The sequence below is a fragment of the Nostoc sp. UHCC 0252 genome, assembly GCF_034931145.1.
GTDB lineage: Bacteria > Cyanobacteriota > Cyanobacteriia > Cyanobacteriales > Nostocaceae > Nostoc.
Map to the genome: position 1 here is coordinate 155,697 of NZ_JAYGHE010000007.1, position 20,486 is coordinate 176,182.

The 20,486-nt window shown below is 40.2% G+C and carries 20 protein-coding genes; 11 read left to right on the plus strand and 9 right to left on the minus strand.

The features are described from left to right. Positions 1 to 106: 106 nt before the first annotated feature. Positions 107 to 844 (plus strand): hypothetical protein, encoded by a 738-nt coding sequence (locus VB732_RS07150; RefSeq protein ID WP_323230131.1) that lies wholly within the window; start codon positions 107 to 109, stop codon positions 842 to 844. Between the two features lie 33 nt (positions 845 to 877). Then, positions 878 to 1,501 (plus strand): hypothetical protein, encoded by a 624-nt coding sequence (locus tag VB732_RS07155; protein ID WP_323230132.1) that lies wholly within the window; start codon positions 878 to 880, stop codon positions 1,499 to 1,501. Between the two features lie 79 nt (positions 1,502 to 1,580). On the opposite strand, the gene VB732_RS07160 is transcribed toward VB732_RS07155, so the two are convergent. The 4 genes from VB732_RS07160 to VB732_RS07175 all read right to left on the minus strand — a co-directional run bounded on the left by VB732_RS07160 (position 1,581) and on the right by VB732_RS07175 (position 5,758). Beyond that, positions 1,581 to 2,891: an ABC transporter substrate-binding protein gene (locus tag VB732_RS07160; protein WP_323230133.1), complete on the minus strand. Its 1,311-nt coding sequence runs from the start codon at positions 2,889 to 2,891 to the stop codon at positions 1,581 to 1,583. 18 nt (positions 2,892 to 2,909) lie between these two features. Continuing rightward, entirely contained in the window at positions 2,910 to 3,563 is a 654-nt protein-coding gene (locus VB732_RS07165) for a glycosyltransferase family A protein (RefSeq protein WP_323230134.1), read from the minus strand. Positions 3,564 to 3,655: 92 nt separating this feature from the next. Further along, complete coding sequence (locus VB732_RS07170) at positions 3,656 to 4,624, minus strand: glycosyltransferase (RefSeq protein ID WP_323230135.1); 969 nt, start codon at positions 4,622 to 4,624, stop codon at positions 3,656 to 3,658. A gap of 27 nt (positions 4,625 to 4,651) precedes the next feature. Then, positions 4,652 to 5,758 carry a class I SAM-dependent methyltransferase gene (locus tag VB732_RS07175; protein WP_323230136.1) on the minus strand — a complete coding sequence of 369 codons (1,107 nt, stop codon included), beginning with the start codon at positions 5,756 to 5,758 and terminating at the stop codon, positions 4,652 to 4,654. A gap of 405 nt (positions 5,759 to 6,163) precedes the next feature. Between VB732_RS07175 and VB732_RS07180 the strand changes: the two genes are divergently transcribed. Further along, the gene (locus tag VB732_RS07180; RefSeq protein WP_323230137.1) at positions 6,164 to 6,943 is read left to right on the plus strand and encodes a class I SAM-dependent methyltransferase; all 780 of its coding nucleotides are present in this window, start codon (positions 6,164 to 6,166) and stop codon (positions 6,941 to 6,943) included. A gap of 31 nt (positions 6,944 to 6,974) precedes the next feature. On the opposite strand, the gene VB732_RS07185 is transcribed toward VB732_RS07180, so the two are convergent. Further along, the gene (locus VB732_RS07185) at positions 6,975 to 7,880 is read right to left on the minus strand and encodes an LD-carboxypeptidase (RefSeq protein ID WP_323230138.1); all 906 of its coding nucleotides are present in this window, start codon (positions 7,878 to 7,880) and stop codon (positions 6,975 to 6,977) included. 136 nt (positions 7,881 to 8,016) lie between these two features. After that, positions 8,017 to 8,553 (minus strand): CDP-diacylglycerol--glycerol-3-phosphate 3-phosphatidyltransferase, encoded by a 537-nt coding sequence (gene pgsA / locus VB732_RS07190; protein ID WP_323230139.1) that lies wholly within the window; start codon positions 8,551 to 8,553, stop codon positions 8,017 to 8,019. A 144-nt stretch (positions 8,554 to 8,697) separates the two neighbouring features. On the opposite strand from pgsA, the gene VB732_RS07195 reads away from it, so the two are divergent. The 6 genes from VB732_RS07195 to VB732_RS07220 all read left to right on the plus strand — a co-directional run bounded on the left by VB732_RS07195 (position 8,698) and on the right by VB732_RS07220 (position 14,811). Beyond that, positions 8,698 to 10,119 carry an aspartate ammonia-lyase gene (locus tag VB732_RS07195; RefSeq protein ID WP_323230140.1) on the plus strand — a complete coding sequence of 474 codons (1,422 nt, stop codon included), beginning with the start codon at positions 8,698 to 8,700 and terminating at the stop codon, positions 10,117 to 10,119. A 122-nt stretch (positions 10,120 to 10,241) separates the two neighbouring features. Continuing rightward, positions 10,242 to 11,213, plus strand: coding sequence for a DUF362 domain-containing protein (locus VB732_RS07200; protein WP_323230141.1), 972 nt, complete (start codon positions 10,242 to 10,244; stop codon positions 11,211 to 11,213). 1,067 nt (positions 11,214 to 12,280) lie between these two features. Beyond that, positions 12,281 to 12,466, plus strand: a complete 186-nt coding sequence (locus VB732_RS07205; protein ID WP_323230142.1) for a hypothetical protein — start codon at positions 12,281 to 12,283, stop codon at positions 12,464 to 12,466. A 392-nt stretch (positions 12,467 to 12,858) separates the two neighbouring features. Continuing rightward, complete coding sequence (locus tag VB732_RS07210; protein ID WP_323230143.1) at positions 12,859 to 13,371, plus strand: inorganic diphosphatase; 513 nt, start codon at positions 12,859 to 12,861, stop codon at positions 13,369 to 13,371. 127 nt (positions 13,372 to 13,498) lie between these two features. Beyond that, on the plus strand, positions 13,499 to 13,882 hold the full coding sequence (gene panD / locus VB732_RS07215; RefSeq protein ID WP_323230144.1) for an aspartate 1-decarboxylase: 384 nt from the start codon (positions 13,499 to 13,501) through the stop codon (positions 13,880 to 13,882). Between the two features lie 11 nt (positions 13,883 to 13,893). Continuing rightward, positions 13,894 to 14,811, plus strand: coding sequence for an MBL fold metallo-hydrolase (locus VB732_RS07220; RefSeq protein WP_323230145.1), 918 nt, complete (start codon positions 13,894 to 13,896; stop codon positions 14,809 to 14,811). A gap of 191 nt (positions 14,812 to 15,002) precedes the next feature. Here the strand turns inward: VB732_RS07220 and VB732_RS07225 are convergent, their stop codons facing one another. From VB732_RS07225 to VB732_RS07235, 3 genes are all read right to left on the minus strand, one after another. Beyond that, positions 15,003 to 15,749, minus strand: a complete 747-nt coding sequence (locus tag VB732_RS07225; RefSeq protein ID WP_323230146.1) for a DUF6745 domain-containing protein — start codon at positions 15,747 to 15,749, stop codon at positions 15,003 to 15,005. Between the two features lie 269 nt (positions 15,750 to 16,018). Next, complete coding sequence (locus tag VB732_RS07230; protein WP_323230147.1) at positions 16,019 to 17,233, minus strand: HhoA/HhoB/HtrA family serine endopeptidase; 1,215 nt, start codon at positions 17,231 to 17,233, stop codon at positions 16,019 to 16,021. Between the two features lie 441 nt (positions 17,234 to 17,674). After that, positions 17,675 to 18,997 carry a D-alanyl-D-alanine carboxypeptidase gene (locus VB732_RS07235; RefSeq protein ID WP_323230148.1) on the minus strand — a complete coding sequence of 441 codons (1,323 nt, stop codon included), beginning with the start codon at positions 18,995 to 18,997 and terminating at the stop codon, positions 17,675 to 17,677. A gap of 228 nt (positions 18,998 to 19,225) precedes the next feature. On the opposite strand from VB732_RS07235, the gene VB732_RS07240 reads away from it, so the two are divergent. After that, entirely contained in the window at positions 19,226 to 19,966 is a 741-nt protein-coding gene (locus tag VB732_RS07240) for a DUF1995 family protein (RefSeq protein ID WP_323230149.1), read from the plus strand. A 79-nt stretch (positions 19,967 to 20,045) separates the two neighbouring features. Further along, positions 20,046 to 20,486, plus strand: a 441-nt coding sequence (locus VB732_RS07245; RefSeq protein WP_323230150.1) for a histidine phosphatase family protein, incomplete at its 3' end; no start/stop codon positions are given.

Below are 20,486 nucleotides of genomic sequence, written 5' to 3' on the forward strand. Positions count from 1 at the left end.
AATCGGGTCGGGAATGGGATAAAACAAGAATTAACAAAGAAAGTGGAATATAAAAGAATTTCGTTACTCTTTTGTGTTGTCTCCACTCTTTACTCCCCTAACTTCTATGCAAACTGACTCTAACAGTCCCGATGGTGTTGCATCTGCTAATAATGAGCCTAATACAGGAAAGTTTTTGATTCCGCGATCGCAGCGACAGATGTTCTTTATTCAGTTTACCTTAATGACCCTCATCGGATGGGTTGTGGGTGGGGTTGCCAGTATCGCCTTAGAGAAAATTATTCTCCAAAGTTTTTCATCTAGCGTTGTTATCCAACCACAAACATTAAGCATTTTGGTGAGAAGTCTCAGTAATGTTGTATTTGCTGTGATTTTTGCTGCTGACCAGAGCCTTGTCCTTTACCGATATTTACCGGGTTTGCAATGGCTATTTGCGACTAGCGTTGGTTGGCTGATTGCTAACGGCGTTTCTACAGCCTGGATTAACTACATTTCAACCATTGCCTTATCATCGCCTGAAGAAACTTTTATTTTCGGATTTTTATCTGCGATCGCATATATAATTTCTGGTATTTGGCTAGGTATTTGTCAGTGGCTAGTATTGAGGCGATATACAGCAGATATTTGGTGGTGGAATTTCTTACCCTCAATCTCTTTCTTCTTGATCACTATTTTGGTTTGGTTGCTTTTTATTCTGCAAAATTTAATTCCAGAAACCTACCGGACTCCCATATTATATTGGAGTGGACAAGGAATTACAGCAGCGATTCTGGGAGCTATACCAGCAATTGGTTTGTGTACATTGAAAAGAAATGTACATCGTAAAACTGGAATTTCTCCCTAAATTTTGTCGATATATTCCCTAATTTTAATATTTATGACTCGTCCGCGCATTCTGCAACCCGGTCAAAGTTATACATTTAGTAAGTATTTTGAATTACCTTATGCCCCAGGAGACATTTTAGCGGAACTGGGATGTAGTTACGAACGCGCATCGCTACAACTACCACAATATTCAGGTGTAATTGATTATTTAGAGTTTTTGCAGCGTTACTTGCGGCGCAATCTCATGCGCGTCAATCCTATCAGTGAAGCTGCAAAACGTGAAATTTTAATTGCTCCTATTTTATTGGAAATTTGCGACCAAACACAAACTCAACTGAACATTGAGTACCCCATTAATGTTAGCGAACAACTCAAAGGGAGTTTTGATTACTATATTTCTTCCTCAAATTCATTGTTAGTAGTTGAAGCCAAACAATCAGATTTAAGCAGGGGATTTACTCAACTTGCAATTGAATTGATAGCACTCGACCAATGGATAGATTCCCAAACCCCAACTTTGTATGGTGCTGTCACAAATGGAGAAGATTGGCGATTTGGGATATTTTATCGGCAAGATAAACGGATTATGCAAGATATTAAACTTTATCGTGTTCCAGAAGGTTTGGAAGAATTAGTACGAGTACTTGTAGGAATTCTTACTAATGCTAATAGTTAATTATGGCGTTGCATATTTGCGGCATGATTTAGCAACTTCTAAATTCCTCCCTTTGCCCCAATTCATCCCACAGCCCCATTTAATTGCTATCCCAAATAGTTTCTAAACGCTCTTGCGCTGTTTTAAGAGCTTTTTCGGGAGACTCACCCATTAATGTAGCTTCAATAGCTCTACCAAGACTATCAGAAAGACGGCTATATCCAGGAATAATCGGTCGAGCGCCAGCCAAGGGAACTTGTTCCATAAATACTTTTAACCAAGGTTTTTGGTTCATGAATTGTTGATAAGCTTCACTTTCAGCAGCTTTAAGATTAATTGGTAAAAAACCGGTTCCAATACTCCATTCTTTTTGGAATTCTTCACTCAAAACATATTCTAAAAACTTGAGTGCGGCTTCTTGTCTGGCTGGCGTTGTCTTCATCACATAGAGATTTCCGCCACCTGTCACCGTAGCTTTATCAACATTTGCAGGTATGGGAAATGCATCGTAATCAACTTTAGATTTAGTGATATAACTCCAAGGCCCCGTAATTTGCATAGCAACGCGACCCGCTATAAAAGCATCCTCTTCATAACCCCGTTCTGGAGAAGAAAGCATTGCAGAACCATCTTTTAATAGTTCTTGCCAAAATTGTAAAGCTTTCAGCGCTCCAGCATTTGTTAAATCTGGTCGGTTATTTGTTAATACTTCTCCTCCAGCGCTCAATAAAAAAGGAAACCAACTAAAAACAGTCCATTCTCCCTTCCCCAAAGGCAGTACAATTCCGTACTGTTCTGGTCGCTTGTCGCCATTGCGGTCTATGGTTAATTTTTTGGCAACTTCCCTTAATTCTTCCCAAGTCTTAGGCATTTGCGTAATTCCCGCAGCTTCAAAAAGCTTAGGTCTATAAAAAATGCCTATATTGCTTGTATATAATGGGGCTGACCAAAGATGACCGTCTAATTCCAATTCTTCAAGTAAATTAGGTCTAATTTCTGCCTTTAGTGGCAATTTTTCTAGCCAATCTTCTAAAGGTATAATTGCTCTTAAATCTGCCAACTGACCTGTAATTTGCGGGTAGAATGCCAGAATATCTGGAGGCACATTACCCACAACTGCTGTTAATATTTTTGGCAATTGGGGTTGAGCCAAGAAGACAGATTCTACCTGGATATCACGATGAGTCTGATTAAATTTGTCTACCAGTTTTTCAAACACATCCCGATTTGTCGGGGGATTGATTGCTTGCCATAAAGTTAAATGAATTACTCCATCGTCCTTCTGTGCTATTCCCTGGCAACCAGATAAAAATATTATTAGGACAATTCCTAGAAGTAATTTCTGCCAAACAGAAGCAATAACCCGGCGTGAATAATGGCTTATTCGGGATGGAAAAAAAATATTCTTCATACCAAGTAGTTAATAAAATTAAGAAATATTCTCTAAAACACTTTTGGTAATACTAGTTTCTGCTCTTGTATAAATATAAGTTTGAGGTTCACTTATTTTTTCAGTTCTGAAGATTTCTGCTGCCCGATACCAAAAATCTGTATCCTCTCCATAAGCAATATTATTAAATCCTTTCACCTCAAAAAATACCTGTCTCTTGCCAAAAAAGGTTGGGCCTAAAACACATTCCCTGAGATTAATTGTTTTACCCGGTTGAAAATAATCTGCAACAAAAATCTCTTCTTCTGTTGCAAATCCACCTTCAATCAAATCAATTTCTGGATTAGCTTTCATATATGCAATTCGCGCATCCAGATGATTTACTTTGTACGCATCATCACTATCAAGGAATGTTATGTATTTACCAAAAGATGCTTGAATACCAGCATTTTTAGCATACCATAACTTCCTATTTTGATGTTTCAAATACCGGATGTTTTGAAATTGTTGAATATAAGGATTGACAACTTCAAAAGTATTATCTTGGCTGCCATCATCAACTATAATCAGTTCCCAATCTTTAAAACTTTGAGCAATAACACTATCAATGCAATTATTTAGATATTTTGCTCGATTGTAAGTACAGAGGATAATTGATACTTCATGATTGAAATCAAAAACTACAGTTTCCATTGTTAAATGATCGTTGTAATTGTTCATACATAAATCCCAGTAACAAAAGAGGGATTTTTAATTATTAAGCTGCCTTGAACATAGCAAATTTATTAACTATGTAATTTTGTAAACTCGTGCATAATATCATTATAATTATAAATTATCCGGCTATAATCAAAGTTTTCTTGGACATATTCTAAAATTTCTTGGCGATAATATTGGTTTTTCTCAATCATCTCGCTAATTGTCTCGGTAACAATTTGTTTAGCTTCTGGTGTAGTATCGGTTAAAATATTATCTGGCAAAACTCTAATGAATTCTTTGTGATGTAAATTGGCGCTAGCAGATTCAGAAACAACAATACATAAACCTGCTGCCATTGCTTCTAATACTACGAGTGGTGCAACTTCTCCTTCACTAATTAAAACTAAACAGCTATAATCGGTGAGCCGAGAATAAACTTCTTCTAAACTCCATACACCTAAATGTTTTGTTGTTGTTCCTTCAACAAAATCAGGATCATCTAGAGGGCCAACAAAATCTATTGCAATCTTTTCATCTATGATTTTTGCTAATAATTTCTGCTGTTTTCTTGGTTGAATCCAACCTAAACAAATAGCTTTATTCTTACCTTGAGCTTGAAAATTTACTTTTTGAGTATCAATACCGTTCACTTGCACTGATATATATCCAGAATAGCCTGCTTTTACTAAAAAATCTTTTGTTATGTGAGAAAGAGCAATTATCCCAGGTGCAGCAAAATAATGTTGAAATGCTTCTCTAAACTCTTCATTCCATTTATTTGTTTTAAACAAATAACCATCATGGCAGGTAAAACAATATTTTTGTTTAAGCTTTCGATTAAATTCGCTTACAAAGCTGTAGGCGTGTAAATGCACAAAATCATAATTATTATTATTAATATATTCTATGACTTTGTTAACATCTTTCTCGTTTATGATATCGACTTGATGCCCAATTTTATCTAAAAAGATTTTGGATTCATTGATTACAGTTAGAACAGAATGCGAGAGGGGAGGTTCAGGGATATACCCCCAAGCGACAAGAGCAATTTTCATAAAGAATTTCTCCTCACACATTTAGATTTACTTTTCAGCCAAAATACAAGTTGCAACAGGATAATCTGGATGATAAGCGTCTAATTCTTCAGATGTCAATTCTTCTACGGCTATTCCGTGATAACTAGCTATTACAGTGGTTGGATTGCCATAAACATACAACTTCTGTTGGGAGAAATTTTTATACATCCAGGCAAAAGCATCAGGTAAAGGCCGCCAATAATCAACAGGAGTAGCATGAACTCTAATCGCACTTGGTACCATTGCAAAACATTTGCCACCGGGTTTTAGCCAAGTGTGAATGTTTTCCACCACTACCCAGGGAGCATAACAGTGTTCTAAGACGTTAAAAATGATTACTGAATCAAAAGATTCTGGTTTAATAACGGATACATCGTGAGCATCCCCAACTATATCTACTCCTGGGCCTGCTTCTAAGTTAAGAATCTGATATGATGCGCCTTGATTAATTTGATAAAAATCTTTATCTTTTGGTGTTCCTCCTATTTCTAGGATATTGCCACCAATTTGGGTTTGAATTTCTTTAAGAAATTTGCTGAGGTAGTATCTATCGACGGGTGTTCCCCTTGTTAATCCAAATGCTTGGCAAATGGGAACTGGTTTTTTCAAATCACCCCAATCTATTGAACCTGTAGCAGGGGATAATAAACCAAGATTTTCTAGGCGTTCTACTAATTTACGAAAGTCTTCTATATTCTCAATAGATTCTAAGTCATCTTCTAATTTATATTGGGAAAATAACTGTGGCAAAACTTGGTAAGTTTCTCTACTTAATGAACCAAGTTCATATTGCATTTCCTTTTCGATAAAACTCCGAAAGCCTTTACCAAAAATTGTCAGGCTACCATCTGCTAAAAAAACTAGGGCGTTTTGAAGAAGTTGCTCATATTTTTTTATCTCCTGAATTACTTTCTCTGCTATAGGTTCTGATTTAATTTTTTTAAATATTTGGTAAGCTGTCTCTAATGAATGTTCGTGGATAAATATTTCCAGTATTGTCAACCATGATTTGGATGGAATAATTTCTGCTGTTCGCTGACTCCAAGCAAAAATTGCATATAACTTTGAATCTTCGATTTTTAAAAAGGCATTAGGTACATATTGTTTTGGCATATAATTAATGACTCAAAAATTTTTAATCAGGAGGATGACTTGGGTATTATAAGCTATTTTTGATTTTATTTATAATGACACCGCATTTATTCTCAGACAAGCTAAGAATACCAATTTTGTGTTCGTGGAAGATTCTATTTCTCAAGCCTGACACAAGTGTTGCTCAGTCTTCTCTGGTAGGTAACGGGGCCAAAGAGTTAGGTTTTGGATTCCTGAATCGATGTTCTAAATGCCTCTAATTGCCGCAGCGCCACACTAGAGGCGATTACCTTTACTTGGATATTTGAGTTGATCTCAGTATTAACTATTGAACCATAGTATGTTACTGTTAATCCTAAATTACGTAATTTAATTGGTAACGCTAACAAAAGTAGTAGATAATTAATTTTTGGAGAATAATAAATAATGGCAAAAACTAATGAAGTTGTTCCAAGTATCTCTTTGTCTAGTTGGGACTATATTTCACCTGGATTTGAGATAGTTCATCCTGATTCATCTTTCCCCAATATGATTATTGGAGACATCAATAACTGTTATTGGTCTTATTTACGTCGAGATATTCCCCATAAATGGTATGTGGATAAAGATGAACCGTTTATAGGGTTCCTCAATCGAGATGAAGTGCATATTTTATATAATACAGCCCTCAAATTTGCCGGAAAAAAAGCTTTAGAAATTGGTTGTTTGCGGGGTTGGTCTGCTTGTCATCTGGCATTAGGCGGTGTGGAATTAGATGTAATTGATCCTTTTTTAGCCAGAGAAGATGTTTATGAAAGTATCAGTAATTCCCTGCGACTGGCTAATGTTCTCGACTCAGTGAATTTAGTAGCTGGTTATAGCCCACAAAAGGTAGAAGAGTTAGCTAAAGAATTACAACACAAGTGGTCATTAATTTTCATTGATGGCGATCATGAATCACCAGCGCCACTCAATGATACGATTGTTTGTGAACCATTGGCAGAGGACGATGCTTTAATTTTGTTTCATGATTTGACTTCCCCTGATGTAGCGCAAGGTTTAGACTACTTAAAAGAAAAAGGTTGGAATACAATCGTTTACCAAACTATGCAAATTATGGGCGCTGCTTGGCGTGGGAATATTGAACCAATAAAACATCAGCCAGATCCCAAAATTAATTGGAATTTACCAGAGCATTTACAACATTATTCTGTGAGTGGATTATAAGTGTTTAATCAGAAGCGGATCTGATTTTAACTTAATGGGGATGCCCGATCGCTAATATTCCCGCATCCCCATCTAAAGTTACTTCTACACCTACTGGTAATGCTGCATTCGGGCTATCATGACCAAAAGGTAAGTCAGAAACAATCGGAATACCCAAATCTCCCAAGCGATCGCGCAATACTTCTTCTACACTAAAGCTAGATATAGTTGGCGGCGCTTCACAACGAGTAAAACCGCCTAAAGCAATACCGCAGACTTGAGATAAAGCACCACTCAATCGCCATTGTGTCAGCATCCTATCGATGCGATAGGGTGCTTCTGTGACATCTTCTAACGCCAGTATTACACCATCCAAATGTGGCAGGATTGGTGTGGCTAAAAGGTTAGTAGCAACAGTGAGATTACCTGGTAATAAAGTACCACTTACTACGCCGCCACCCCACCCGCAACCCTTGAGAGGTTCAAGAGGACGACCTTCTACTGAATCGAATAATCGCTCAAGTGACCAATCTGGCTCATCTGCTAAAGTCGTCAGCACAGGAGCATGAACGCCAGAAATTCCTGCTATATAAAGGCTCCACAATAAAGCTGTGATATCAGAAAAGCCTATAAGCCACTTGGGAAGGGCTGAATTTTGTCGCCAATTCCAATCTTCTAAAATGCGGGTGCTGCCAAAACCGCCTCTGGAACAGAGAATACCACGACAATCAGGATCTTGCCATGCTGCTGCTAATTGTTGACGGCGGGTTTCGTCTGTTCCAGCTAGATAACCCCACTTGTCATCTATCTGAGGACTGATTTCTACTCGATAACCACGCGATCGCCAAATTTCTACACCCCGTTCAAATGCCTCAAATTCTCGCAAAGCACCACTAGGGGCAATTACTCGCAGTAAGTCTCCAGGTTTTAGGGGCGGTGGTAAGATTTTGGATGGCATGAAAAAAGTTAGGGGTGAGGGGAGACGCGATGAATCGCGTACAAGGGGTTAAGAATAAAGACTATACCTCAGAACTCCGATAAAATTTTATTGAATCATTTTTGAAAGCGATCGCCACAGTGGTTTTATTTTAGGTTCACTTTGTATCTAACTGTGAATTTTCTTTAGCTGGATTTTGCGGTATCAGGTAAATACCCCCAGAGATTAAAGTCAGGGCGACAGAAACCCAAAAGGCAAGCAGAGAGGGAGTTCGCCACACCTCACCCAAAGGCGCAATCAAAAGTGCGATCGCAACTATTTGACTAACAGTTTTGAGTTTACCCCAAATATTCGCCCCGGTAATGGTCGTTTGATTTACCCGCCAACCAGCGATCGCTAATTCTCGCGCTAAAATCAAAAACACTCCCCAAGCTGGGACTTTTCCTAATTCAATAAAAACCAGCAACGGCGCAAGTACCAGAAGTTTATCCACTAAGGGATCGAGAAATTTGCCCAATTCGCTAATTTGGTTGAGTTTCCGCGCCAAATAGCCGTCTAACCAATCAGTCAATGCAGCAACGAGAAAAATCGCCAAACATATCCACTGAGCTTCAGGTGTGGGATTATATAAACCGTAAAGCAGAAATGGTATCCCCAATAGGCGAGAGAAGGTAATCCAGTTGGGTATGGTCATAGGGAATTCAAAAATCCAACTTCAAAATTAACAACTGTAAAGCAACAAGCAGTCAAACAAATATGCAAAATCTATGCAGATTAGTGTATCTGTGTGTAGCTGCGTGGGAAAATCTGTTTTCTGTAGCTCTCTTAAAACAATACTATGACTGAACACACAGACTCTCAATTCCGCATCGAACGCGATTCGATGGGCGATCGCCAAATTGCTGGTAGCGTTTATTACGGTATCCAAACGCTACGAGCTATCGAAAATTTTCCTATTAGCGGCATCAAGCCTTTAGCTACTTACGTAGATGCTGGATTAATAATTAAAAAAGCTACAGCTATTGTAAATGGAGAACTAAATTGCATTCCCCAAGATATTAGTCAGGCGATTGTCCAAGCAACTGATGAAATCCTGGCTGGGAAGTTCCGAGATCAATTTGTCGTGGATGTTTATCAGGCGGGTGCTGGAACATCTCACCACATGAATATCAACGAAGTTTTGGCAAATCGCGCCTTAGAAATTCTGGGTGAAGAGAAGGGCAATTATAAACGTGTTAGTCCTAACGATCACGTTAATTATGGACAGTCTACCAATGATGTGATTCCTACTGCAATTCGGATTGGTGGATTATTGGCATTATCCAAGACATTACACCCAGCAATAGATAGTGCGATCGCATCTTTAGAAAACAAAGCTGTAGAATTTCAAGATATCGTCAAATCTGGCAGAACCCACTTACAAGATGCAGTACCAGTGCGTTTGGGTGAAAATTTTCGCGCTTGGGCGCACATTCTTACAGAACACCAAAACCGGATTTACACCGCCTCTGGAGATTTGATGGTGTTGGGTTTGGGAGGTAGTGCAGCCGGAACGGGGTTAAATACTCATCCTTTGTATCGCGCCCGTGTAGTAGAAGTTCTTTCAGAATTGATTGATACTCCTTTAGAACCTGCGCCGCATCTCATGGCAGCTATGCAGAGTATGGCCCCATTTGTAAACGTTTCCGGCGCTTTACGCAACTTAGCGCAGGATTTAGTCAAAATCTCTCACGACTTGCGGCTGATGGATTCGGGGCCAAAAACAGGCTTGAAAGAAATCCAACTGCCTCCAGTGCAACCCGGTTCCTCGATTATGCCAGGGAAATATAACCCAGTGATGGCAGAGATGACATCAATGGTGTGTTTTCAGGTGATGGGTTACGATAGTGCGATCGCATTAGCTGCACAAGCCGGACAATTAGAATTAAATGTGATGATGCCACTGATTGCTTATAACCTAATTCACAGCATCGAAATTCTCGGCAATACCATCGCCGCACTCACCGAACGCTGTATCGAAGGAATTACTGCAAATCAAGAACGTTGTTTAGCTTATGCCGAAGGCAGTTTAGCTTTAGTAACCGCACTAAATACCCACATCGGTTACTTAAACGCTGCTGCTGTAGCGAAAGAATCTTTAGAAACTGGTAAATCCCTGCGCCAGATTGTCCTAGAACGGGGATTAATGAGTGAAACAGACTTAGCCACAGTGTTAAATCTAGAACAAATGAGTGGTATCTTACCGCTCAAAACAGAATAATAGATTATGGGGAATTGGGAATTGAGAATTGCTAATTGCTAATTGCCAATTGGAAATTGCGAATTGGGCATTGATTATTCCCTATTCCCCATTCCCCATTCCCCATTTCCCATTCCTAATCTATGCAGACTCAAAAATCATCAGTTAGTCTTATTCGGGCCACATCTTACGAACGAGATGCTTTACAAGAATCTCTAGTCACACTGCTGGAACCTTTTGGTGGAATAGCAGCATTTGTAAAAAAAGGCGATCGCGTTTTACTCAAACCCAATCTACTTACAGGCTCACGTCCTGGTAAAGAGTGTATCACCCGTGCCGAACTAGTTTACCAAGTTGCCCAGATGGTAATTGAAGTTGGCGGTAAGCCATTTTTGGGTGATAGTCCTGCTTTTGGCAGTGCCAAGGGCGTAGCAGTAGCAAATGGCTATCTGCCTATTTTAGAAGAACTCAATCTTCCCATCATCGATTTTCAAGGTCAGCGTTACCAAACCGTCAGTGATAATTTTAATCATCTGCGACTATCTAAAGAAGCAATGGAAGCAGACGTAGTGATTAACCTACCCAAAGTGAAATCCCATGCCCAGCTGACATTAACACTGGGCGTAAAAAACTTGTTTGGTTGCGTCCCCGGTAAAATGAAAGCTTGGTGGCACATGGAAGCTGGAAAAGATGCGAACAGATTTGGTGAAATGTTAGTAGAAACTGCTAGAGCAATTAACCCTAACTTAACCATATTAGATGGCATCATCGGTCATGAAGGAAATGGCCCTAGTAATGGTGAACCTCGCCAACTGGGAATTTTAGCAGCCGCATCAGATATATTTGCCTTAGATCGGGCAATGGTAGAAATTCTTAATGTTCCTCCTGAACAAGTGCCCACGGTTGCAGCTTCTCAAAGGCTAGGAGTTTGTCCAGAACTAGCTGACATAGAGTTTCCGCATTTAAATCCTGACTTATTAAAAATAGAAGATTGGCGGCTACCAGACAAGTTGATGCCCATCGATTTTGGTATGCCTCGCGTAATTAAATCTACCTTTAAGCACCTTTACACCCGATTTATCAAAGAACCAATTAGTGTTTACGGAAGGCAGTAGTACCGCAGAACAGAATGCAAAAGTCAAAAGAATTATATTCCAAGCTTTTGCGCCATTTGAAATGGTATGTTTATTTCCACGCCCTTTGTAATAGGGAGATGCTCCCAAGAATAAACCCATACCTACTCCCTACTCCCTACTCCCCAATTTAATGCAAACTTCGTTACAGCAATTTCATTTATTAGCAGATTAATCTGTAATTACCCTCCGATTGCTTAACCAGACCGCCCTATTATATTAGTGGCGGTTTTTTTAACGGATTAATTTGTTATAGAATTTCTTGTCTAAGATTTTGATGTATTCCAAAAGTTATACGTATTTAGCATTTGGAAACTGGAATTGGGTATTTTGTTCAAATATGAGCAAAGTTTAACGATAATCCTCTACGCCATCTTCTAAAAGATTATTTACTCTACCTATATATAGATTGACAAAAAGGCTGTGATATTACACAGATTGCTGAATTAAAATCTTTAAATATTTGTTTAGTAGTATTACTGAATTCATGCTGCACAATACAGTTGATGTATCTGTATTTATTCGGTAGTTATCATTGGTTATAAAAATAATAACTACTATTTACTCTCTGGTGTCAAATATTCCTATGTATAACTAACGCATAGCAATCAAAACTACTGATAGATGTTAAGTGCAATTGCTGTTTTGTGTCCTGTATCACAAATTAGCAATTCCAGCAAAATGACCTTATCAAAGGTGTTTTAGAATGTTATAATCATGAAGTATCAGACAAATATGTTTTGCTAATTAATCTTTAAACAGCGAAAAAATGTAATTTATGATGCTGTCTAATTCGGCTTTGCGTATGCGAACCGTTACACCATACAGGGAAACATCTGAAAATATTAATTACAAAATCAAACATCATTTGTTTACTTGTAACTTTGTATTAAGAAGTCCATGTATAAAAAGGCTGTTATGACAGTTGTATAACTGGTTTTAAGTTGTAGAATGCTACACATTTTACATTTTAAACATAGCTAAAATAGTATTAGTACTCTCAATTAGAGAGTAGACCTACACAGTGTTACGAAAAACTTCAATTTTGTATGAATTCAAATAGCCAGTCTGCCAATACCGACACATATTCCCAACGCTTGGCAGACATTGTGGGAACTGCGATCGCTCTGTTGACTCTCATCCTACCCGTATTTGTTATCGCTCATTATTCTTCAACTGATGTTCAGAATAACCAGCAGCCCCTGATCCAAAACCTCAAAGTAAGTCAAGACTGATAAAGCTTCCCAGTAGCAGGAAAGCTACAAAAAAGGAGAAAGCTGATATGGATGTAGTTAATCAGGAATAACCTGAGTTTGTCTTGTGTGGCTTTAGGTGTCAGTTGTCTTGACAGAGTAGGGGCATAAATCCCTCCTATAGCAATCAAGGGCGGGAGAAAATAATATCCTCTTGGAAAAAGCGTTGCGAAGTTACTTCGCAACGCTTTTTCCATTTTTCAGAGGAGTGGTGAGACAAGGAGGACAAGGAAGACGAAGAATTATTGAACAATTCTCTTCCCCATTCCCAATTCCCAATTCCCCATCAGAGATCCATATTGTCCTAAAATTCTACACGGGGAGCGAAGCTGACTGAGTGCCCCCATGATTCATTGTTATCAGAGGACTTTTTTGTGGATTTATCTCGTATTCCTGCCCAACCGAAACCCGGTCTAATCAACGTTCTGGTTGAAATTACTGGCGGAAGTAAAAATAAATACGAATACGACAAGGAACTAGAAGCTTTTGCTCTAGACCGAGTACTTTATTCTTCGGTAAAATATCCTTATGACTACGGCTTTGTACCTAATACTTTGGCTGATGATGGCGATCCCCTAGATGGTATGGTCATAATTGACGAGCCAACCTTCCCAGGCTGTATTATTGCTGCACGTCCGATTGGCTTCTTGGAGATGATTGACGGTGGCGATCGCGATGAAAAAATCCTTTGTGTTCCTGACAAAGATCCACGTTACACTCAGGTTAAATCCCTGAATGACGTAGCCCCACACCGCTTAGAAGAAATTGCCGAATTTTTCCGTAGTTATAAAAATTTGGAAAAAAAGGTGACTGAAATTCTCGGTTGGCAAGATGTAGACAAGGTTGCAGCAATAGTTGAAAAATCCGTCAAAGCTTATAGAGGATAATAAAAAAGTTAGGAGTTAGGAGTTAGGAGTTAAGAGTTATGAATTTTTATTCCTCACTCCTGTAGACGCGATTAATCGCGTCTCTCCTGTTACGGATCGCAAAAACTGCCACCAATCCTAAACCAAAATGCAGCGTACTCTCCTTTTGGCAAAAATTCATAATTGCACCCTGACGGGGGCAAATATCAACTACGTGGGTAGTATCAGCATCGATGAAATGCTTTTAGAAAAAGCTGGTATCTTACCTTATGAGCAAGTGCAAGTAGTTAATAGTGCCAACGGTCAGCGCTTTATTACTTATGCGATCCCAGCTCCAGCCCATTCAGGAGTAATTGAGCTAAATGGGGGCGCGGCACGTCTAGGCATTATTGGCGATCGCTTGATTATAATGACTTACGGGCAGTTCACGCCAGAAGAGTTAAAAAATTACTCTCCTACAGTAGTCATGGTGGACGAAAAAAACAGGTTGTTAGAAGTTCGGCGCTACGATGACCTGCTCGTGAAGGTCTAATTTCAAGGAAAATGTCAAATTTAGAGTTGTCGGATTCCCAGAGCTACATACCTGAAAAGTCTACTACCCTGCCAAGTAACCCAGCAGGTGAATTTCTTGTGAAATTTTGGGGTGTACGGGGTTTGATTGCCACCCCAGACACCAGCACCCACCGCTATGGTGGCAATACCGCTTGTGTAGAAATGGCTGTAGGCGGGAAACGCTTGATTTTTGATGGCGGTACCGGCTTACGCATACTAGGTAAAACTTGGCAAGAACTACAACAGCCAATCCAGGCCCATTTATTTTTTACCAACTGCCAATCAAACCGAATTCAAGGGTTTCCCTTTTTTGCTCCCGCATTTATTCTGGAAAATTCCTTCCATATTTACGGCACAGCTGCCTCAAATAGTGCCTCAATCAAACAATGTCTGTACGATCAGATGCTCCAGCCCCACTTTCCTTACCCTTTACAGGTAATGCAGGCGGAATTGCAGTTTTACAATCTGACTCCAGACAGTGATGTAAAACTAGATGATGTCACCATTACAATGGCATTAATCAATCAAACTCAGCGCTCAGTTGGCTACCGAGTTACTTGGCAAGATTATAGTGTTGCCTACGTCACGGATTTGCACCAGAATGCCGAACAAGTTGAGCGAGAGCGGATTTTAGAGTTTATTAAAGGTGTTGATTTGCTGATTGCCAATGCCACTTACACTCCCCCTACCTCTCACAACCATGATTCTGCTGATTTACTCTGGCAAGTTGCGGTGAATGCAGCTTTGAATGCCGGTGTGCAACGGCTAGCTATTTCTCATCATCACCCAGATGACCATGATGATTTTCTTGACCAGGTTCAAGGAGATGTTAAATCTGCTTTCCCTGAAGCAGTATTAGCCCATGAAGGTCTAGTATTAGCTCTTGGTAGGGATTTAAAGTCGTTGTAGCGATCGCCTAAGTTATGTTTAGGGTCATAGCCCTGACTGGGGAAGGAAGTTTCACAGCACTGGTAGCCCTAAACCTTTACTACAAGTGATTGGCAGTCTTTATAAAAGAGCCGTTTTACCTGTTTTTCTGAGATCAGGCAGGCTTTTTTTTCAGAGTATATGCTCTACTCTTCTGTAAAAAACCTATTACATTACTCTTCTGGTATTCTGACACCATGAAAAGCAGAGACGCAAAAACCGTCATTGTATTGAATAGCTGCTTTTCCTTGAGCGTGTAAATGTCCTTGTTCATCAAATGAGATTTGACAAGGACGGTTATAAACTAAACAAGAGTCTGGATAAGCAAAAAGCCTGTCACACTGCTGATGTATTTCTAGACAAAGTTTAACTATAAAATAATTTTCTATATTAATTTCAGAAACGCAAAAATCATACCAACCAAAATAGTAGTAGAGAGAATTAATTCCTAATTTATCCGTGGCAAAATCATCATAAAAATCACAATACCTAATTTCTTCAATTAACTTAGTTGTTATCTCTTCAGATACTATTTTTAATATTTCTTGTACTTGATTATACAATTTTAGGTCTATTTGCAATTCAAAAGGTACATTGAGAATTTGTTCCAATCTCTTTGACCATACTGTGATCCGCTCTCCGAAACTTGACCCATCTAATTTAGAAAAATTATGTATAGCAATGCGATTGGTTTGGTAATATTTTTCGTTTATTTCTCTCAACGTTATATATTTAACTAGAGCATAAGGACTATCAAAAAAAAGAATACTTGGCTCTGATTGACCAATAAATTCATAAATTTTTTTAATGGTCTTTGCTACTTTGTTTTGGTCAATCGGCTCGGTGCTAAGAAGAATTTTTCGCCATTTTTCTTGATACAGAGGAATCAATTTTTTTTGCTTTGGAGTAAGTAGAACCATTATTTTAGTATTGTTATTCCTCTATTATTTTTAGCGATTCGTCATATCAATATATAATTGCGCTACACGAAGGTGCGATCGCAGTTTCTATTCAAAGAGGATGTTTGAAAAGTCTAAATTGTTACTCGCCTTTAGCAACTGGAAGTCTTGGCTACACGAGACTTTATAGATTTTTGTGGGTTAAAAACCTTTATAGACTACACGCGCTTTGGGCACAGCATTGCTGTGCCCCTACTATTCCATACAATTAAAATCGGCTATATTGCACTTTAGGAAGCATTTTGCAACTCGGCTGTGCGGACTGAAAACTGCTGTGTCTGATTACCTCGCTGCACTTTCACCTGTAATACTTGACCAAGACGACTATCTTCCACAATGTTCTGCAATTGTTCAGCACTGGTAATAGCTTTACCATCAACTTGCAGAATTATATCCCCGCGCCGGACACCCGCAGATGCGGCGGGAGAATTGGGGACAACTCGCATTACAAAAACACCATTAATTTCTGGTATCTGAATCGGAGAGTTGGGATCGGTGTTATTTTGCCTGGCTAGTTCGGGTGTCAAAGTTAGCATTTGCACACCTAAGTAGGGGTGAGCAACTTTGCCATCACGTTGTAGTTGCGTTGCGATCGCTTTCGCTTTATCAATAGGAATGGCAAACCCAATACCCATCGCGTCGGGACGAATGGCTGTGTTAATGCCAATTACTTCACCTTGGCCATTTAATAGTGGCCCCCCAGAGTTACCTGGGTTAATAGCGGCATCGGTTTGGATAAAGTCTAAGCGTTTGTCGCTAATGCCAACTTGGGCGCTGGAACGTTTGAGAGTACTGACAATCCCCAAGGTAACGGTGTTATCAAATCCTAAAGGATTACCAACTGCGATCGCCCAATCTCCTACTTGTACGTTACTAGAAGAACCCAAGGGTGCGACTGGTAAATCGTTACCTGCGTTAATCTTGACTACTGCTAAATCTGTGACTTCATCAATACCTTGAACTTTGCCTTCAAAGGTGCGGCCATCTTTGAGCCGGACTGTTACTTTATCAGCTTTATCAACCACATGAGCATTAGTTAGAACTAATCCGCTCTTGTCAAGAATGAAACCTGAGCCTACACCGCGTAACTGCTCAGAAGGGATCTGTTGAGGTAAACCTTCACCAAAAAACCGACGGAAAAAGGGGTCTTCCATAAATGGATCAACGCGACGAGTAATTGTGCGCTCAGTATCAATTCTGACAACTGCTGCCCCAACACGATTCACTGCTGCTGTCACAAAGCTAGTGCTACCGATCGCAGCCGTAGTTGGTGATTGCCGTTGAGCAATCAGTTGTGAATTATCACCAGCAGTTACTAAGGGTGCGGGTTCGGCTTGGGACGGTAATACCTGCAATGTACTAACGGTTAACAGTACTCCTAGTGCGATCGCTAAAACATAAGTACTGAGTTGACGTAAAGACCTGGGTAATTTGAGAAATCGCATAATCACAACCTAATTTATAAGCCTAGTTGTTGCTTAGTCGTGACCGAAGAGGCAGGGGAGCAGGGAGCGGGGAGCAGGGGGGAGAAAGATTCTGAAATGTTTCTTGCAATGACTTGTACTGAGCGTAGTCGAAGTAAGGGTTTCAAAGCCAATACATTTATTATGTATGGGGTTTTCTCCCCTGCCCCCTGCTTCTCTGCTCCCTGTCCTCTTGATGTGACAAATCTATTTACAGTTATTTTTACTTTAGGTTTCGCCTGCTCTTTCCACTACCGTGGTTAGCGCATTTTACGAGCTACCTGTAATCAAGTTAATGGAAAATTTAACCCAAAAGCTATTATGGACATTTACCCTTTACAAGTTCGGTTTTTACCCATCTCGAAAAAAGAGATAGGGGACACCCACGCTCACTTTTGGCTCAAAAACCGATTGAATGATGAACTAACTTTTGAATAAAATTTCATTCCGACTGGTTGCACCTAGCTGCGGTAAAGAGTTGATGGCTGAGTGGGGAGTCAGAGCAGTAGGAACGGTTAGAGGCAATTGTAATTGTTTGACAACACTTTGTAAGAGTTGGTCTTGTTCAGTCCGCAGACTCCAAACATTTGCCCCACGATTGATAATAGCAAACCAAACCAAACCGCGATCGCGTGTGGGCATGACTCCAGCTAAAGCGCTTACATCCCTAAGAGTGCCAGTTTTGATTACAGTAGAGAGGGGAATGTGTCGGGAGTGTAGCGTTCCTCGGTGATCAAACCCAGACATTGGAAACAAGTCAGCCAGATTTAGCTGATGGGCGGATGCCTCTCCTTGAATAGCCATCAACATCGCACAAGCAGCCCTGGGGGAAATGCGATTTTCCGTTCCTAGTCCAGAACCATTAATTAACTGAATTTCCACTTGTGGGACTCTCGCAAGGTTAGCAGCAGTGGATTGGACTACAGTTGCTCCTCCTACTGACTCTGCCAGCATTTCTGCCATATCGTTGTTACTGTAAACATTCATTTCCTTGATTAGTTGCTTCAAGGGTAACGAGCGATGACGCATTAATAAAGTTTGTCGAGGGTTTGGTTGCGCCTCAACTATCACCGTACCCGCAATCACAACTTGAGGCTTGGGCGTTCCCTTGGGCATGATTGAGTGTGTGTAAATCGCAGGGCGGCCCCAACTTGCCCGATTTAGTGTTTGCTTGAGCATCGTACCCGCCAGCATCGGTTGCCGTTGGAAATTCATGGCAAAATTGCCATTAATGATTAAATTTCCCTTTACCTGCTTTATTCCCATTTGATTGAGAGTATTACCAAGAGCGATCGCTTCTTCCCAAACAAACAAAGGATCGCCACCACCTGTAATTACCAAATCGCCCTGCACAACTCCATTTACCACTGGCCCGGTAGCACTTACCAAAGTATCATATTGGTAATTTGGGCCCAGAGTTTTCAAAGCAACTAATGAAGTAGCAATTTTGGTTAAAGAGGCAGCAGGCAAAGGTGTCGTACCTTGGTGATTTGCCATCAGCATCGGCCCTGACTGCATCCAAATGCCCTGACTCTCAGCCAGATTTTGCCCCACCACTTTCGATGTGATCAGCTTTTTCAGATATTCCTGTACCGTGGTTGCCCCAGTCGGATTGGGATCAGGGGCAAGAACCAAACCAGGGCTACCTTGCCAAGTCAAAGCATCTAAGGCATCTAGAGGCTTGATTTGTACCCCGGCCATTTCCAGCCAAAGTGACACCAAACCTGAACCCAATAATTCCAGCATATTTTCTTCCTCTGTAAGGATATGATCCGTTGTTTACTGTGCTAATATACAAGCTTTTTGACGATAATCAGTACTGAGTCATACTAACTAGCGTTTTTCTCATCTGGAAATAGCTTTTTTTGTCATATTGATTCTGACACCCATGTTTAATTGATCGTTATCATCTGGCTACTCAATCAGAGCCAATACTGAAACAATAGGAATAATGCTAAAGCGACATCATAAACTATGAGTGAACTTCCTAACAGTCTTGAAGATGCGATCGCCCAATCTCGTGTAGCTGTCCAAGCTGCCCTTGCAGATGGTTGTACTCGCTTGCAGGTTGAGTTCCTGTTCCCAGAACTCAAGTTTATGCCTGTGGCGGAACAGTTTTTGCCTGTGTTTACGGATTATGATTCCCGTTTGAAGATTTTCTTTGCTGACGCTGGTGCTGCTGCCCTAGCCCGCCGCAATTGGGCTGACGCACCATTTCAAATTTTAGATATTGGTACGGGAAGGGCTGCTTCCTTGGAAACCAAAATTCAGCCAGAGGATGAGATTTTCTTATTTATTGCCCCCACTTCCGTAGAAGTACCGCAGGTAGAAAAGTTGTGCGAAGTAATAGGCGATCGCCCTGTAGTCTTTTTAAATCCCCGTCTAGAAGATGCTGGAACTGTGGGCATTGGTTATACAGCTAGAAAAATCCGCGATCGTTTTATCAATACCATTGAATCCTGTTATTACCTACGCCCCATAGACGATCAAAGTGCCCTATATCGTTCCTACCCAGGACAGTGGGAAGTTTGGCTAGAAACTGGTGGCGAATATCAAAGAATTGCAGAATTACCCACAAAACCATCGGGTGATGAGTTGGATCTGATTCTTATGAAGGGACAACCGCAAACAACAACGGATAATGATACTGCACCTGCGAAAAAGCCCAATGTATTTAAGAGTTTGCAACGTTTTTTAAAGGCGTTGAGTAGTTAGGAAAAAGTAGAGGTAGCAGAAGGAAACTAGCTTATCTGCTGCCTCACTTTGAGTTTTTTATTTCTAAAAACGAAACTTGATGCTGAAAACACTGTACATTGTGCGACATTGCCAAGCAGTTGGACAGGAACCTAACGCGCCTCTTACATCAGAAGGCAATCTCCAAGCGATCGCTCTTGCTGATTTGTTATTCGGTTTGGGGATAGAGCGGGTTATCTCCAGTCCATTTATTAGAGCATATCAATCAATTGTTCCACTCGCTGAACGTCTAAACCTCTCAATTGAGATTGATAACCGACTTATTGAGCGTGTGCTGTGTGCAACGCCGCTTAATGATTGGCGTGAGCGATTGGCTGAATCATTTACCAATCTTGATTTATATCTAGATGGTGGTGAGTCAAGTCGTATTGCTATGGTGCGTGGGATAGCTGTAATTGATGAAGTATTACAGCAAGAAACAAACACAATTGCGATCGTCACGCACGGCAATTCAAAAGTGTTGAATGTTAAGAGAAATCCG